At 45.6% G+C, this 17,215-nt stretch carries 15 protein-coding genes; 8 read left to right on the top strand and 7 right to left on the bottom strand.

The annotated features are described in order from the left end of the window. The first annotated feature begins 114 nt into the window (after positions 1 to 114). Both B0180_RS03470 and B0180_RS03465 read left to right on the top strand, forming a co-directional pair. Complete coding sequence (locus B0180_RS03470) at positions 115 to 939, top strand: tetratricopeptide repeat protein (RefSeq protein ID WP_078255670.1); 825 nt, start codon at positions 115 to 117, stop codon at positions 937 to 939. 129 nt (positions 940 to 1,068) lie between these two features. Next, positions 1,069 to 3,234 carry a lipase family alpha/beta hydrolase gene (locus tag B0180_RS03465; RefSeq protein WP_078255669.1) on the top strand — a complete coding sequence of 722 codons (2,166 nt, stop codon included), beginning with the start codon at positions 1,069 to 1,071 and terminating at the stop codon, positions 3,232 to 3,234. A gap of 85 nt (positions 3,235 to 3,319) precedes the next feature. Here B0180_RS03465 and adk read toward each other — a convergent pair whose 3' ends face one another. The 6 genes from adk to B0180_RS03435 all read right to left on the bottom strand — a co-directional run bounded on the left by adk (position 3,320) and on the right by B0180_RS03435 (position 10,184). Then, a complete protein-coding gene (gene adk / locus B0180_RS03460; RefSeq protein ID WP_049235823.1) occupies positions 3,320 to 3,976 on the bottom strand; it encodes an adenylate kinase in 657 nt (218 codons plus the stop codon). Positions 3,977 to 4,247: 271 nt separating this feature from the next. After that, positions 4,248 to 5,507 carry a c-type cytochrome biogenesis protein CcmI gene (ccmI, locus tag B0180_RS03455; protein WP_078255667.1) on the bottom strand — a complete coding sequence of 420 codons (1,260 nt, stop codon included), beginning with the start codon at positions 5,505 to 5,507 and terminating at the stop codon, positions 4,248 to 4,250. 12 nt (positions 5,508 to 5,519) lie between these two features. Further along, positions 5,520 to 6,026: a cytochrome c-type biogenesis protein gene (locus B0180_RS03450; protein ID WP_078255666.1), complete on the bottom strand. Its 507-nt coding sequence runs from the start codon at positions 6,024 to 6,026 to the stop codon at positions 5,520 to 5,522. After that, complete coding sequence (locus B0180_RS03445) at positions 6,023 to 6,613, bottom strand: DsbE family thiol:disulfide interchange protein (protein WP_078255665.1); 591 nt, start codon at positions 6,611 to 6,613, stop codon at positions 6,023 to 6,025. Before B0180_RS03445 ends, B0180_RS03450 begins: the two co-directional genes overlap by 4 nt. 2 nt (positions 6,614 to 6,615) lie before the next feature. Beyond that, the gene (locus B0180_RS03440) at positions 6,616 to 8,625 is read right to left on the bottom strand and encodes a heme lyase CcmF/NrfE family subunit (protein WP_078255664.1); all 2,010 of its coding nucleotides are present in this window, start codon (positions 8,623 to 8,625) and stop codon (positions 6,616 to 6,618) included. A gap of 236 nt (positions 8,626 to 8,861) precedes the next feature. Then, positions 8,862 to 10,184, bottom strand: coding sequence for a DUF445 domain-containing protein (locus B0180_RS03435; RefSeq protein ID WP_078255663.1), 1,323 nt, complete (start codon positions 10,182 to 10,184; stop codon positions 8,862 to 8,864). Positions 10,185 to 10,391: 207 nt separating this feature from the next. Here B0180_RS03435 and rsmD point away from each other — a divergent pair, with 207 nt between their 5' ends. The 6 genes from rsmD to B0180_RS03405 all read left to right on the top strand — a co-directional run bounded on the left by rsmD (position 10,392) and on the right by B0180_RS03405 (position 15,458). Then, positions 10,392 to 11,009, top strand: a complete 618-nt coding sequence (rsmD, locus tag B0180_RS03430) for a 16S rRNA (guanine(966)-N(2))-methyltransferase RsmD (protein WP_078255662.1) — start codon at positions 10,392 to 10,394, stop codon at positions 11,007 to 11,009. A gap of 255 nt (positions 11,010 to 11,264) precedes the next feature. Next, positions 11,265 to 12,386: an aspartate-semialdehyde dehydrogenase gene (asd, locus tag B0180_RS03425; protein ID WP_078255757.1), complete on the top strand. Its 1,122-nt coding sequence runs from the start codon at positions 11,265 to 11,267 to the stop codon at positions 12,384 to 12,386. Positions 12,387 to 12,536: 150 nt separating this feature from the next. Next, positions 12,537 to 13,526, top strand: a complete 990-nt coding sequence (locus B0180_RS03420; RefSeq protein ID WP_078255661.1) for an asparaginase domain-containing protein — start codon at positions 12,537 to 12,539, stop codon at positions 13,524 to 13,526. Further along, positions 13,523 to 14,329: a tRNA pseudouridine(38-40) synthase TruA gene (truA, locus tag B0180_RS03415; RefSeq protein WP_078255660.1), complete on the top strand. Its 807-nt coding sequence runs from the start codon at positions 13,523 to 13,525 to the stop codon at positions 14,327 to 14,329. The genes B0180_RS03420 and truA overlap by 4 nt, the downstream gene beginning before the upstream one ends. A 112-nt stretch (positions 14,330 to 14,441) precedes the next feature. Continuing rightward, positions 14,442 to 14,663, top strand: a complete 222-nt coding sequence (infA, locus tag B0180_RS03410) for a translation initiation factor IF-1 (protein WP_003657459.1) — start codon at positions 14,442 to 14,444, stop codon at positions 14,661 to 14,663. A gap of 192 nt (positions 14,664 to 14,855) precedes the next feature. Continuing rightward, a complete protein-coding gene (locus B0180_RS03405) occupies positions 14,856 to 15,458 on the top strand; it encodes an alpha/beta fold hydrolase (RefSeq protein ID WP_233424909.1) in 603 nt (200 codons plus the stop codon). A 103-nt stretch (positions 15,459 to 15,561) separates the two neighbouring features. On the opposite strand, the gene B0180_RS10140 is transcribed toward B0180_RS03405, so the two are convergent. Beyond that, complete coding sequence (locus B0180_RS10140; RefSeq protein ID WP_078255658.1) at positions 15,562 to 16,665, bottom strand: porin; 1,104 nt, start codon at positions 16,663 to 16,665, stop codon at positions 15,562 to 15,564. Positions 16,666 to 17,215: the final 550 nt, after the last annotated feature.

Here is a 17,215-nt window from a genome sequence, read left to right as displayed (position 1 = left end):
AAGATTTTATGCAAATTTTTGTAAATCGTTACCCTGAAGCAGCATGAAATCTGCTATGATTTGATCAATTTCGTCCCGTCACAGGGTTATAATTTATAGTTTATGGATGTTTTTATGAAAAAATTAGCACTGACTTTATCAATTTGTGGCGTCATGTTTGGCTCTGTCGCTACAGCCAATACCACTTATCAAAGCCCAAATATGCGCGGCGAAATCACAGAAACCCTGACGCCTCGTGCTGGTACCGCTGACTTATTACAAACTGTCATCAAGGGTCTGCCTGCACCAAATATCTCTGTTACTGAAGTAAAAAACATTCCTACCGTCACAATCCAAGCCAACACAGCTGGTACAGTCATCTTAGATGTGACTTTGATTGATGAATTCATTGAAGATGTGTCGCCTAATGTTCGTCACTATCCAACCAATTTCCCAAGCCGCACTGCTGAATATGTCACTTCAGAAAATATCAAGCATTTATCTGATTGGATTGAACCTTATGCCGCTGCGCCTGACGCATCATTTGATGTGGTCATTCGTGCTGCCAAGCTCAATGGTATGGCAAGAAATCTTAACTTAGGCACTGCTTATACTGTTCGTGCCGGCAATCACATGCAAAAAGCCTTACAGCTTAAACCTAATGACAACGAAGCCAACTATCTGTTTGGTATGATGTTGTCAGAGTCTGGCGGCTTTAAAGAAGGTCGTAAATATTTGGATAAAGCCGTCTCGATGGGCAATGTCGAAGCTGAGCAAAGTATCGCTCAAGCCGACCTATTAAATGACAATCGCTCAGCAGCACTCAAGCGTCTGCGTGATTTGGCTGCCAAACATCCAAATAACGAGCAAATTGCTGAACAAGTTCGCATCGTTGATAATGGCGGTTACTACATTTGGAACATCAAAGATAACGACATCAACGTCAAGCCCATCAAATAATGAGTTTGTAAGTCATGTGATCCTCCGTACAGTCCCTTGATTGTACGGATTTTTTTTATTATGATAAAGCCTTGACTGATTTTAGCTGATCCAACTGACGATCTGCCATACGCCTCACTAGAGAAATCCATGAAGACTTTATCAGTAAAACCAAGCAAATCAAGCTCAGGTAAGCTTTTGCTGTCTGCCAGCTTAATGATTATTTTAAGCGCTTGTAGCACTCTGACACCGCCCAAACAAACGCCTGCCAAACTTCTTGAAAAAACCAGAAGCAGTATCGTCACAGGCAGTACAGTCAGCGCCGCAACCCGATCCATTTTGGTTTCGTCAGGTCATACCCAAGAAAGCTGCATGGCGGATTTTGAAGCCTGTATTGATGATGTACGATCGATTTTTTTGATCGAAACACCCAACCGTTTACAGCTGTCTGTATTTAGCGAGCTGTATTATACACATGCTGAGAATCTCATTGCCAAGGACGCTTGCCGCATCGAGCTTGCCAGACCGCCCATTGATCCTTATTATGCCAATTCGCCTAACAGTGAAGACACTGTCGAAAGCAAGCTTAAAGCTCGTACTGAGTGCCATGCCCAATATCGAGATGCGCTTTATCAGACGCTCAAATACAGCTATGCTTATTTGTTTTATCACAGTTTAGGCGGTGACAGCAATCCTTCTGTGATTCCCAGAGAGTCAGATGTTCGGACGCTGGATTTGTATCATCTTGCCATTAATGATTTGATCACTCAAATTTATCTCAGGGAAAATGGCGCGTTTTATGACGCCAAATTCCAAGATGTGTTATCAGCGGAGCAATTAGAGCCTGTCTACAATCAGCTGAGAATTAGCCGTATCAGCACTAACGACCGCGGTCAAAATACCCTGCACATGTCTGTTGGCGCTCGTGACTTTTTGGCAAGCGAGCTCAAAAAGCACGAACGCAGCAGTGAGCTGTTTTCTGAGGTGATTTCTGCTTATGATTCTAGATTGGTGGATTTGGATGTCAATACCAGACGCTCAGGGCTTGGTGTGAGTTTCGTTGGCGCCATCAACGATCGACATACTGCCAGTGCCCGTAATCTAAAAAATCTTGCACCCAATAAAGCTTTAGATGATCGCATTCATAATGTTGGGCATGTTCAGCTCACCGCCATCATCGAACCTACAGGCAAGACCATCGATGAGGTACTGTCATCACATGAATTTCATGCGTATTTTTTTAATCCCAGTTATAAAACTCACATCGAGATCGGCGATACATCCTATCCTTTGACAGCGAATTTTTCAGCAGGCTATGCTTTGTGGTTGGCTGAAAACCAATTAAGACAAGTATCGCTGATGAACATGATATCGCGTCATGACGCTGTCGCCCTGCCCGAGTTATTCATGCTAAAGCCTTATGATCCCGATCAAAAAGTGATCATCATGCTGCATGGCTTGGCATCTAGCCCCGACACCTGGGTCAATCTCACCAACACCCTGATGACAGATCCTAAGCTCAATCAGCATTATCAAGTTTGGCAAATTGCTTATTCTACCAATTTGCCCATCTTGGAGAATCGCTATCAAATCCATGAGCTGATTCGCCATACATTTAGCAAGCTCGATCCGCACGGGCAAGACCAAGCCAGCAAAAATGCCGTGCTCATTGGGCATAGTATGGGCGGTGTGATATCTAGAATGCTGGTTTCTGATACCAATTTGACCGATGCGCTCGTCACACTGGATGATAAAGAGCAGTTCAAACTGATCAATGATTTACCCTCAGATCAGCGTCATGCCATTTCTGAGCGGCTAAAATTAACATCATTACCACAAATTGATGAGGCGGTTTTCTTATCTGCACCTCATCGCGGCACAGATTATGCAGATCGCTGGTTTACTCGTGCCGCTCGGCGGATCATCAAGCTGCCCGTTGACTTCACCAGATCTTTAGGTGCAGCACTGACCGATGATGTTCAATCGCAAAGTTTTTTGGGTTCCTTATACCTACAAAATGGTGCAAGTCAGCTGTCGGATCGCTCATCTTTTGTCGCACTGACTAAAGATGTACAGATCAGCCCCTCTGTGCGCTATCACACCATCGTCGGCAATAATACTGGCATTAGCCACTCTGAAAATAACTCCAGTGATACCGTGGGCGGCGCCATTTCTGATGGCATTGTGCCTTATGCCAGCTCGCATCTTGAGGGCGCAGCTTCAGAGATCATCATTGAAGGCAGGCACAACATCCACGAAAACCCAAAAACCATTGTACAGCTGCGTAAGATTTTGCATGAGCATTTGGATCACTGATCAGATTAAAGCTCATTTGACAGATATAGCAAAGCCCATAATCAAAACTGTGAATGATGGGCTTTGTTGTTAAAGCTGCTTGGTGTTATTTAGATTTTAATACAGCAAAAATCTCATCGCGAACCGTATCGATAGATTTTGTTCCATCAAAGTCATGATATTCAGGGGCGTTTTCACCTGATTTGGCAACTTCTTGATAATGACCAATCAACGCTGCAGTTTGAGCATGATAGACCGATAGGCGATCACGCACCACTTCTTCTTTGTCATCATCGCGCTGAACCAAAGGCTCGCCTGTCACATCATCCACATCTGCCGTTTTGGGAGGATTATAGATCACATGATAGGTGCGACCTGATGCCAAATGCGCACGGCGACCTGACATACGGCTGACGATTTCATCATCAGGGACACTGATTTCAATCACATAATCAATGGCGACGCCAGCATCTGCCAAGGCTTCAGCTTGAGGGATCGTGCGTGGGAATCCATCAAAAATACAGCCATTTTCACAATCTGGCTCTTCTAGGCGCTCTTTAACCAAATTAATGATCAGCTCATCAGAAACCAGTTGCCCAGCATCCATGACACTTTTTGCCTGTTTGCCAAGCTCAGTACCCGCCTTGATCGCTGCACGCAGCATATCACCAGTTGAGATTTGAGGGATGTTGAATTCCTTAGACATTAGCTGAGCTTGCGTACCTTTGCCTGCACCTGGTGGACCTAGTAAAATAATGCGCATCATGATATATTCTCCAAATAAAGCCTGCCTGATGGCAAGCGGCTGTTAGTTAACTGACTGTACTATAAAGCACATTGATGAATTGTTCAAGTTTTTTATCACAAAATCCAATGAAATCACAAGTTTTTGTGAATATTTGTATTTACCAATTCAACAGACTGTCATCACTGGCCTTTTGAGTATTTTGGTAAAAAAAATACCGACCAAGCCTTTCAAAATAGCTATCATCAATAAGCCCAATATTTTATCAATATTGGGCTTAAAAAATATGTTATGGTACGATTTGAGAAATTGTCAAAGATACTTCGGTTTGCTTATCTAGGACAATGGGGTTGGCAGCCAAATCCCCAGACTCAGAGACAGCATTACCCGAATGACTGATCCGTGCATTGACGACCAGCACCACGCTTGCATCTCGCCCTGCTGACAGGGTGCGAGTTGGCATCATGGCATCCATATCACTAAGCTTCACACTGACTGACTGGCTCATGATCTCACTGGCTGGCAATCTTTTGACAGCATAAGGCGCACCGCCTGCTTGCTCACTGATAGAGACAAACAGCACGTCATCTGGTCTTAGCTGATCCACAAGCGCAGGCGACAGGCTGACACCCACCGTGACACCTTGAGCAGCGGCAGCTTGCTGGCGATCGATGTTTTCAACCAATTTATCCAAACTTGCCAAAGCTTCACTGTGATCGCCTGAGCGGGCGGCAATGCCAGAGCGTAATCTTGCGATCCATGCCTTAGCTTCAGGATAATTACCTGCGCGAGACTCTCCCATGATCATCAACATGATCGCGCCTTCATGATTGGGTGTTTTGCTAAGAATATCAGTTAGGATTTTGCGTGTATTGGCATCCATTCTGCCTTCATTAACAAAAAAATTGGTCTGTGCATAGGTGAGCGCAATCTCTTCATTATCAGGCTGCAAACGATTGGCGCGCGCCAATGCTTCAAGCGCTTGTGGCTGCGCTTCAAGCACCATAAACAGCTCCGATAAGCGCATCCAACGATCGGCATCATAAGCATGGCGATGGACATTGGTCTGCATGGCACTGATGAGCGCCGTCGATTCTTTGGCAGCCCATTCAGGAGGGACATCAATCTTACCAGTCAGCAAATCATCCGCAACCTGCCCCACCGTATCTTGTGCTTGCCAAAGCGTAAAGACAGGCGTGCGATCAGCAGTAGTCAGATAAGCAATCGCTGCCAATATCGGAATCCAAATCATGACAATCGCACGCCCCTTGAGACCGACAGGCGCATAGGCTTCTACCGTCTTCTGAGCATCAAGCAGCTGACGCTTAAGCTCGGTGATCTGCGCTTGATAATGCACGTCATCGATCGCGCCTGCTGCTTTATCAGCATCAAGCTCCGCGATGCGCTCGCCAAAGACTTGCACGTTCACTGCCATCAGCTGATTATCCGCCGCAGGACGACTTCTTAGCCACGGCAAAATCACCACCAAAGACAGCAAAACCGTCAAAACCGCGCATAATGAAAAAAACAATATTAAACTGGGTGTCATGGTATGTTTGCCTTATTCTTTTGGTTTGGTGGAGCCGTTTTGATCGCGATCTTGATGATGCGCCAAGATTTTGGCAAGTTTTGCTTCTTCGCTGGCTGATAAAGGTGCGCTTGCTGGCTCACTGGTTGGCACACGTCCTTTTTTGGCTTTATAAATCCAACCTAAAATTAGCAATATCAATAATATCGGCGGGAAAAACCACAAAATCCATGTCGAAGGACGCACAGGCGGTTTATAGCTGATAAAATCGCCATAACGCTCAAACATATAATTACGAATCTCGGTATCGCTGCGACCATCTTTGACCATCTCATAGGTTTTTTGTTTGAGGTCTTGGGCGATCGGTGCGTCAGATCCTGCCAAATTTTGATTTTGGCATTTGGGGCAACGCAGCTCCTCAATCAACCCTCGATACTGTGCTTCTTGCTGAGGTGAATCAAATTCATACACCTCAAAACTGGCTTGGGCGGTCATCGCCATGCCAATGCTTAAAATAAGCGCAAAAATAGGCACTTTCATGACGCATCCTTATTACAAATTTGAATCTTATCATCACCAGATAACTGATCATCGCCCACCGCCGTCATGCAGCTTTGGATATCAGCCCAGTTCATCTCGCCAATCTCGCCCACAATGTGCTTATATACCACACCATCAGCCCCGACCACATAGCTTTCAGGTGCGCCCATCAAACCCAAATCAAGCGCATACTGACCTGACAGATCTTGCACAGAATAAATAAATGGATCTTTATGTTCATTTAAATAAGCCAATGCCGCGGGTAGCTCATCTTTATAATTCACCCCAACCATAGGCACGCCCTGCTCATGCAGCTGCAATAAAAAAGGATGTTCCACATAACAAGTCGGACACCAAGAACCCCAAACATTGAGAATAAAGGGCGTTTTTGGCAAATCGGCTTTGGTCATCGTGCGCGTCGTATCAGAAAGTAAAGGCAGGCTAAATTCAGGCAAAGGATTGCCCACCAAACGACTGGTATTAATCTCGGTTGGCTTGCCAAGTCGCACAAAAAACATCACCACCAAAACCGCAAAAATAATCAGCGGGATAATAAAAAGCATCAAGCGTTTGTTGGATTGAGCCACAATTATACTCCTTTGACGGTGTTATTTAAAACAGATCTGGTCTTAGCAAAGCGATAACGCTTATCCAAAATGGCAATCAACGCACCGACCGCCATGATGATAGAGCCAAGCCAAATCCAGCGCACCATAGGCTTGACATACACGCGCACTGCCCAAGTATTCATATCCACTTGACCATCTTGGGTGCTGATTGGTTCGCCAAGCGCCACATACATCTCATTAAGAAGGCTTGGTCGAATGCCTACTTCGGTCATTGGCATCATACTCACTACATAATCACGTTTTTGGGGATAAAGCACTGCAATAGGCTTGCCATTTTGCTTGACGGTGATAGTGGCTTGAGTGGCATCATAATTCGCCCCCTGGATCATCTGAAATTCTTCTAAATAAAAATCATAGCCTTGAACGTGTACGCTGTCACCCACCGTCATCGCCACGTCTTTTTCGATGCTCATACTGCTGGTGCCTGCCACGCCCATCACACAGACGATCACGCCAATATGCGCAATTTGCATACCCCAGTAGCTTGGACTAAGCTTAGTCAATCCCGACAACACACTGCCTTTATGGTGTTTAAGCTTATCTTTGATATCAAAAACTATGAACGAAAGCACCCATAGCGATAAAATACCAGAGATATAAATACTATAATCAAAAAATGGCTCTTCGGCTAATTGAGACACCATATAAGCCAGCACCGAACCCAGCACCAGTGCACTGACCGCGCACGCCATCAGAGTCGATGCCAGCGGACGGCTATCATATTTATAGCGCAGTACAGCGCCCACGCCCATAAAACCAAGCAAAAGCCAAGTCAGCGGCACAAACAAAGCATTAAAATACGGAGGACCGACCGAGACTTGACCCAATTTGAAAAAGTCAGCGATGATCGGATACAAAGTACCTAGCAGCACCACCAAAGTTGCGACCAGTAAAATTAAGTTATTGATCACAAGGACAGTTTCGCGTGATTTTAGACGATAGCTACTTTCCACTGTCAGCTTCCAACCCCGCAGCGCAAACATCAATAAGCCAAAGCCAATCACAATCGCTAAAATCGCAAGCACCGCCAAGCCGCGTGTCGGATCAGCAGCAAACGAATGCACCGAGGTGATGACACCAGAGCGCACCAAAAAAGTCCCCAATAAAGACAGCGCAAATGCAAAAATGGCAAGCATAATTGTCCATGCCTTAAATACGCCGCGCTTTTCGGTTACCGCAAGCGAGTGCATGAGCGCCGTCGCCGCAAGCCAAGGCATGAGCGAGGCATTTTCGACAGGATCCCAGAACCACCAGCCGCCCCAGCCCAGCTCATAATAAGCCCACCAAGAACCCAGCGCAATGCCCAAGGTCAAAAATGCCCAAGCGGTCAAAGTCCAAGGACGACTCCAGCGTGTCCAAACAGCATCCAATCGCCCTGCCCACAGCGCCGCCATACAAAACGCAAATGGCACCGCAAGCCCCACATAGCCCATATATAGCATCGGCGGGTGGAATATCAACCCTGGATCTTGTAAAAGCGGATTAAGATCTGCGCCGTCCACAGGTAAATTTGGCAAAACGCGGTCAAATGGCGATGACGTAAAAATCATCATCGCAAGCATCATCACCTGAATACCACCCAAAATGGATAACACACGCGCGCGCATATCCAGTGGCAGCCCGCGACTAAACACAGACACCAACATACACCAAGTCGCCAAAATCGTCATCCAAAGCAGCAGCGAGCCTTCATGCCCACCCCAAGTCGCAGACAGCTTATAGTACCAAGGCATCAAGCTGTTTGAGTGCTTAGCCACATAAATTAAGCTAAAGTCATTGTACAAAAACCCTGCAACCAAGCCCAAAAATGCTACCGCCATCGCCAAAAACTGCGCCATCGCAAGACTTGGCGCAAGTCTTTGCCACTGCGCTTGATGCTTGATGACTCCTATCGCAGGTAAAATGGCTTGCAAGATCGCAAGCACAAAAGCAAGCAGTAGCGAAAAATATCCAAGTTCTGTTATTAGCATAATAAAACACTCATTTGCTGGGCAAAGTTTGCAGGGCTATGATGATGGTTACATGGTTTAAATGGTTGTAGCGGCATTTAAGTCATCGCTTTAACATTCTCAAAATCATAAGGTTTGGGCGGCTTTTAGTGTTCATAAGGCTTTTAGTGTTCATAAATAGCATCTGTTTCATACTTTCATCGCTTAATTATTTAAGTATTAAGTACAGTTTTATTGAAATGGATCCATGTACTTACCTAGAAGAATACCACCACCAAATGCAGCCAACCTGCCAAAAATCCTGTGATACCACCCAGAATAATCAAGGTAATCTCATCTTCTTGGAAAGCAGGTCTTAAAAGATTTTGAAACTCTTTGGGAGTCAGTGCGCGGATACGACCTTCAAACAAGCCAAAAATCTTGCTTGCGCGCGAGACATTCAGTTTTGGGTCGCGGATCGGCACCATCGTCGCATCGATGGATTTATCAATAATGGTATCTTTAAAGCTATCAAGACTGCGCTCATCCATACCCACTTTGAGCGTGGTTGCGACGACAGGATCTTCTAGCATGCCATACAGATGGGATTTGACCAGTTCGCGCGTCTGATGGGCGCGTCTGCCGTACATCATCTCATTCATGATATTTTCAAGGGTGACCAGCTCATTGACGACAATTTCAGCAAAAACACTTGACACCTCGTCTTGGCGTTTCATAAACCCGCCTTGCCAAGAATATTTGTGCCAATGCGGGCGCATCCACACCACGCGTTTTTGGTTATTAACCATCTCATAACGAAACAGGCGAATGAACGGAACCGTCTTTGGCTCAACGGGATTAAACACCATCCAAATGGCGATCCAGTTGGTCAAAGCCCCCCAAATCATCGCAAAAAAAGGCACTGTCCAATGCTGTGGCACAAAATAAAAAATCGCCATCTGAATCACACCAAAGCCAAAGCCAATCAGTGCGCTGATTTTCCAAATAAAATTAATCTCTTTTTTGCCGACACGCAAAAACATATCCACCATGAGCTTGCGGTCGTTTTCCATCTTAGAGACGATCATCTCGCGCATATCTACAAGCGATTCGACATTATAAGTCAAATCCATCACCAAAGACTTCATCGTCACAGCCAAGCGTGAGCGCACATGGGCATAAATACGGCGTCGAATGGCGTATGGCGTGTGCGTCCACAGCGTGTACGAACGCTCAAGCATGATTTCATCGATCAGATTTTCTAAGTTTTTATCGACAGTGGCAGTGATAAACTCCGCCATCTCTTCAGGCTCCATCGCCTGAAAAAATTCATCCAAAGAGCCAAGCTTAGAGAGCGTCTGATCAACGATCACCCCAGAGATTTTGCCGGCTTTGGCAGGCACGATACCCTGCCAGCCCAAGCCTTTTAAGCCAAAAGGCATCCTAGGAATGCGAATTCCCCAAAATCTAATCGGATGAAACAGCATCTCAAGCGCCATCCAAACATGCGCCCATGTCACAAACGCTGTCACAGGCGGAATGGTCAGCATCGCAATAAATTCAGGGTGCTCACTTAAAGCTTGCCAAATGGATGAAAACATAATGATCGGTCTTTGGGCTGATTGGGTCGGTTTTTTTTAGTCAAAACCATAACATTATATCATATTTTGGCAATATTTGGATTGATTTAAACTGATAAAGTCACCCAATTTGTGCTATCGCAAAATCAAAACTTACAGTAAAATGATGGACAAAGTCAGACTTTTGTCTCAATTGATTAAATTACCCCAAAATAGTCGTACCTTGTCATGAAAACATCCGCCAAAAAACCCACCAAAGCCAAGCCAACCAATCAAGTGCGCATCATCGGCGGTCAGCATAGGCGCAGGCTTTTGTCGTTTGTGGACGCACAAGGGCTCAGACCCACGCCAGACAGACTCAAAGAAACCGTATTTAATTGGCTGACTGGCTATTTGACCGACGCCAAAGTTTTGGATGCTTGTGCAGGTAGTGGCGCCCTTGGCTTTGAAGCTTTATCGCGCGGCGCCAAACACGTTACGTTTATCGAACCGCACTCTGCCCAAGCTCGTATGCTCACGCAAAATGCCGAGCTTTTGAAGCGATCAGATCAGGCGGTCATCCTCCATGCCGATGCCATCAGTGCTTTGAAGACAATGAAAGATAAGTTTGACATCGTCTTTATTGATCCGCCATATGCGCTAGATCTGTGGCAGCCCATTTTACAAAGCCTGCTTGATCGTGAACTGATCCATACGGACAGCACCATTTATCTTGAGTCGGACAAACCGATTGACGCGGTGCTAGATGATAAGATGCTTGAGCAATTCACCACCCTAAAATCCACCAAAGTCGGGCAAGCGATGGCGTATTTATTGATGCTTAAAGATAAAAATGTCATCAAATAGATTTTGGATCTTTAGTGTTTTTTATAACTATCAGATCACAGCTTTATTAAGGCGGCGTGTTCATGCAGCTGACATGACTTGATGGTAGTATAAATATAAGTTATCTTAGACCCAAAAAATAAGTCCCCAAAAGCTCGTAAAATGACTTGATTTTTTGGTGATAAAAAGGCATAGTTATCAATTCTATTTTAGTTCAATCAGATGGGTTTGATTGAGCGTTTTCACCAATAAAAGGTATCAAAAATGGCAGAAAAAATGGTCGTTGGCTTAGTCGGTTGGCGCGGTATGGTTGGCTCAGTGCTTATGAGCCGTATGGTTGAAGAAGGTGATTTTAAACACATCAGCCCAGTTTTTTTCTCAACCAGTAACGCTGGCGGCGCGGCACCTCAGTTTGATGGTGTGGACGGCGGTACGCTCAAAGATGCCACCGATCTGTCAGAGCTGTCTTTGTGCGACGCCATCATCACCTGCCAAGGTGGAGACTACACCAAGCAAGTCCACGGCGCCCTAAGACAAAGCGGCTGGACAGGCTATTGGATTGATGCGGCGAGCAGCCTGCGTATGGAAGAAGACGCCATCATCATCCTAGACCCAATGAACCGCGATGTCATCGACCAAGCACTGGCTGATGGCAAAAAAGACTTTATCGGTGGTAACTGCACTGTCAGCCTAATGCTAATGGCAATCGGTGAGCTGTTCCGTCGCGGCTGGGTTGAGTGGGTATCTGCCATGACCTATCAAGCCGCTTCAGGCGCTGGTGCTAATAATATGCGCGAACTGATCAGCGGAATGGGCGTATTACGCGATTCGGTGGCAGATCAGCTTGCCGATCCTGCTTCAGCCATCCTAGAGATCGATAGAATCATCGCCGATACACAGCGTAGCGATGACTTCCCCAAGCAGCATTTTGGCGCTGTCTTGGCAGGCAGTCTCATCCCCTACATCGATAGCCAACTTGAAAATGGTCAATCTCGCGAAGAATGGAAAGGTCAAGCCGAAACCAACAAAATCCTAGGTAAGTCAGCCGATGAGACCATTAACATCGATGGTATCTGCGTGCGCATCGGCGCCATGCGCTGTCATAGCCAAGCACTCACCATCAAGCTAAATCAAGACATTCCTTTACAAGACATCGAAGATGCTCTTCGCAGCAGTGATAATCCATGGCTAGACGTGGTAGAAAATGACAAAGCTGCCAGCATGGAGCGCCTGACTCCTGTGGCTGTGACAGGGACACTCAATGTTGCTGTTGGTCGCCTGCGTAAGATGAATATGGGCGGTGAGTATCTAACCGCCTTCACCGTGGGTGATCAGCTACTGTGGGGCGCTGCTGAGCCACTACGCCGTATGCTGGCTATTTTACAAGGTCGTATCTGATTTTATCAGATCAACTGATCAAGGTGCGTCATGACTGGCGCACCTTTTTTATGGCTTTATTGGGTAGTTTTATTTATAATATTGAGCAAATTTATCCCATCTTGGTAGAGTATATTTAACTTAACACCAACCTTAGCACAGCTTAATATTATGACACCCACCCCCTCACCCATTTGTCTCATCTATGCTGGCGGCACCTTCGGCAGCCACGGCACACCGCTTTCTCCTTTGCCTGCCAAGATTTTTTTGCCGACGCTTGGCGACCTACTTGGTGCAGCCGATCATCATGTGCAGATTTTGGATAATCAGATCATCAAAGACTCAAGCTTTATGACACCATCTGATTTTGTGGGATTTTATGAGCTGATTTTGACTGCTTATCAAGATGGTTATCGAAACTTTGTGCTGATCACAGGCACAGATACGCTCAGTTTTTTGGCAGCTTTTTTGGCGCGTGCGTTTGATGAATTGACTGATTTAAGCCTAGTGATTACTGGCAGTATGCAGCCTTTATTATTGCCGCATCAGGCTGAGCTATCCATCAATTATGACAGCGACGCTTGGGATAATTTATCTGAGTCGCTCACCGTGGCAGCAAAGCATCGGGGCGTGTTTGTACAGTTTTTTCATCACACCTTCGATGCCAAAAACACCCAAAAAATTCATAGCCAAGCACATCATGCCTTTGTGGGATCAGAGGCGATATTTAACGAGCGATCCTTGCCATCGATTGATACCACCACTCGGCTGCATCAATTACCTGCATTGATTGAGCGCGCCAAGTCGGTAAAGATTCGGTCAGTGTATGTCCTGCCTAACGATCCTGATGCGCTGGCTGATGCGCTGTTGGCGGCGGCTGATGCTTGCGCGGTGATTTTGATTGGCTATGGTGCCGGCAATCTGCCCAAGTCCCAAGCCATCATCGATACTTTAGCGGAATTGACAGATCGCGGCATTGCCATCATCTGTACCACCATGTGCGCCTATGGTGGTACAAGCGCCCAGTATGCCGCAGGCGCATGGCAATATGATCATGGCGTTTGGGCGTCAGGTTCATTGACCATTCCTGCCATTTATGGTCAAATACTTTGGCTCTCTGTCACCCAAAAGCTCAGCGCTCAGCATTGGAAATATTTATGAAAACACACACTTTGGCTGTCGGTATCGAATTCATCGGCACGCGCTACCGTGGTTGGCAGCGTCAAGAAGAAGTCATCGGCGTACAAGCCGTCATCGAAAAAGCTCTATCCACCATCGCCAATGAACCGATAGAGCTGATCGCTGCTGGGCGTACCGATGCCGGCGTACACGCTGGCAATATGATCGCGCATTTTGTGACGCACGCTGAGCGCTCAGCCCACAACTGGCTGCGCGGCGTCAATAGCATGCTGCCTGATGACATCGCCCTAAGGTGGATTCAGCCCATGCCATCAGATTTTCATGCTCGCTTTAGTGCCATCGCTCGGCGCTATCGCTATATTACACTCAATCAGCCCTATCGCCCTGCCATCTTGCGTCACCAAGTCACCCATGAATACGCGCCGCTTGATGTCGATGCGATGATTTGTGCCAGTAAATCCATCGTGGGCACACATGATTTTAGCAGCTTTCGGGCGGCTGCCTGCCAATCAAATCAGCCAGTTCGCACGGTCACCCATGCCAATTTATTTAGGCATGGCAGCTACTTGGTGCTAGATATCCAAGCCGATGGATTTTTGCATCACATGGTACGCAACATCATGGGCGCCTTATTTGCCATCGGACGCGGCGAGATGCCATCGGACGCTCTTTTGGATCTGATGCATGCCAAAGATCGCACCTTGGCGCCGCCAACCGCATCCGCCGATGGGCTTTATTTTATCAATGCCTATTATCCTGAACGCTTTGAATCACTTTTACCGCAGATGCCACTGACGCCATTATGGCTAAACTTGCCTGACTGACGCTCTGATCAGGTGCGCTGGTGATAAATCATATAAAATCCCCATTTGGCGCTGTATTTTTGGGCAAAAAAAGGGTATAATAGGTCAAATTTATTATTGATTACTTAAGATTATGGCAAAAAAAGACGACATTATCGAATTTGAAGGCGAAGTCATTGACACTTTGCCAAATACTTTATTCAAAGTCCGCCTAGACAATGGGCACGAGATCATCGCTCACATTTCAGGTAAGATGAGAAAGCACTATATCCGCATCTTGACAGGCGATAAAGTCAAAGTCGAAATGACACCTTATGACTTGACCAAAGGTCGTATCACCTATCGTGGCAAATGATCTGACAGATGCTACAAGCCCAACCGATCGGTTGGGTTTTTTGTTATTTGGAATGTATGCGTTTTGTGTTAGGCATTTTTAATGGTCAATAAATTTGATAAGATGTGATCAATTTAATCACCACTTAATATCATGGAAACACAAACACCTTTAACCATTCTTATTCACGGCTTACACCTAAGCCCTTGGTACATGAAACCCCTAGCCAAACGACTGGATGATTCAGGCTTAGAGACTTATCGCTATGGCTATCGCAGCCTGCTAGAGCCGATACAGGCGCACAGCGCAGGTCTGAATGCGCATCTAAGCCGCCACCATAACAGCAGCCGACCCATCAATTTGGTGGGGCACAGTCTGGGCGGTTTGGTGATTCGGCATTTTTTGGCGCATTATCCGCAGTGGCATGTACATCGCTGTGTCACGCTTGGCACACCGCACAGCGGCAGCCAGACCGCTCACTATGCCAATAGATATCTCAAACTCTTAGTTAATCAATCCTATCTGGGTGCGCTTGATGGCACCTGTCCGCATCTGCCAAACGGTGTCGAAATTGGTGTCATCGCAGGCAATCGCCCTTTTGGGCTTGGATTGCCATTATTGACGCTGCGCCGTCATTTGCATGGACTGAGCACATCTGACAGCCAAAATGATGGCACCGTATTCGTCTCCGAAACAGTCTTACATAACGCCACAGACTATTTGCTACTCCCTGTCAGTCATACGGGCTTTTTGACAGATAAAGCTGTCGCAAACCAAACCGCGTATTTTTTAAACCATGGTACCTTTAGGCGCTGAGATGTCTGGCGTCTCAATGCGCTCAATATCCTAACCAGTGAGTTACAAATCAAATAAAAAAGCCCATCGCATAGGATGGACTTTTTTTAGCTTTAGGCTAGGATTAGAAGCGGTATTCGATACCTGCGCCAATACCAAAGCCGTCATAATCATCAGTGTGAACTGCAGTTACTTCTCTCGTGCTTAAAGTACCTGCATTAAACACAGAAGATTTTTCAGTAGTTACAATCTTATCAGAGTTTAGGTAAGCACCATAGATATGACCAGTAGTTGCTCTATTAAAGCGATATTCACCACCAACAACAAAACGTTGTTTCTCAGCATCAGATACGCCCGCAAAGTTGTCAACTAAGTCAACTTGACCATAGACTGCCCATGGCGTTTGAGCTACAGCGTGCTTAGCACTGATAGTGACAGCATTTTCTTTCTTATCGCCATCACGGTCTGTGTTTTGATACAACAAACCAACTTTGGTCGCTGCAGATAGCTGATAGTCACCGCTGACACGGATCGCTTTTAGGTCGTCACCAGCTTGGATGTAGCTGATACCTGCGCGGTATGGCTGACCTGCTGGCTCAAACTGAGCAGCGACACCAAATGCATCACGATTCAAAGTATCAGATGAGTTGTTTTCATCCATCACATACATGGCAGAGAATGTTGCGCCATTGTAGTTTGGTGAGACATAAGCAAGTGCGTTATTTGCACGTGGGGCATCAAATGAAGCTAGTACGTTGTCACCGTCAATTACGCCACCTTGGGTTACGTTTGCATAGTCAACGCGTCCGTCGATAGCCTTTAGACGACCAGCAAGTAGGGTACCATATTCTCTGTTAGAAAGACCTAGGTAGGTGTCACGTGAACGGAACTGTTGAGAGTTGTCATCAACTTTTACGCCGTATTCTAGTTGGTAAACTAGGTCAGTATTTGCAGTCAAAGCTTCTGAACCACGGAAACCAACACGCGAACCAATTGAGTTAAGTTGACTACGATCATTTGACGGGAGTCGACCACTTGGAGTGGTGGTAGTTCTGGTAGTCAGTTTAGTTACATGATTAGTTTCAGCAGTAGTAATAACTGACGAGCGATCAGTATCACCATCATTTAAATCAAGCGTTAGGAACACTTTACCGTATACAGTTGGTGCAGCTTGTGCAGCAGTGATCGACAGAGCAGCGACTGCTGTTGCTAGAACTAGTTTTTTCATGGGTTTCTCCACTTTAAATCGGGCGTCGTTGCCCAGTACAATAGTACTTGTCAATATGATACACTGGCAGGATGCTGATGTATCGCTAACTATGATGGCAATCCATCATGACACAGAGTAACATAAAATTACATACTGTAGCAATACGGACGACCAAACTTCATACTGTGACTATAGGATACCAACTTTGAAATATTTTGCAATACCTTAATCATGAAAAGTTTTGTAACATTTACAATTATTTTTATAAGTTATTGATATTTATTATATTTATGAAATATTAAATTTCTGTGATTTTTAATTTAACTGCTTAGATAAGCATAAAATTAGACCCAAAAATGCTATTTTTATCCAAAATTCGGTTCACTCATGGTGTAAAATTTAAAAATTTGTTACAACTTAATCAGGCTTATTCATCTCAAAATCTTGACAAATGAAACATATGTAAGCTGAATTTTGGGCATCTATCATAATAATGTTACATGAGTGTGACGGTTAGATGGATTGACTTGCCAGTCTAAATTTTATGAACTAATGGATCAAATACCCA

Source organism: Moraxella canis (genome assembly GCF_002014965.1).
Taxonomy (GTDB): domain Bacteria; phylum Pseudomonadota; class Gammaproteobacteria; order Pseudomonadales; family Moraxellaceae; genus Moraxella; species Moraxella canis.
Note: the sequence above shows the minus strand (reverse complement) of the source record. Positions and strands in the feature narration are given on the sequence as shown.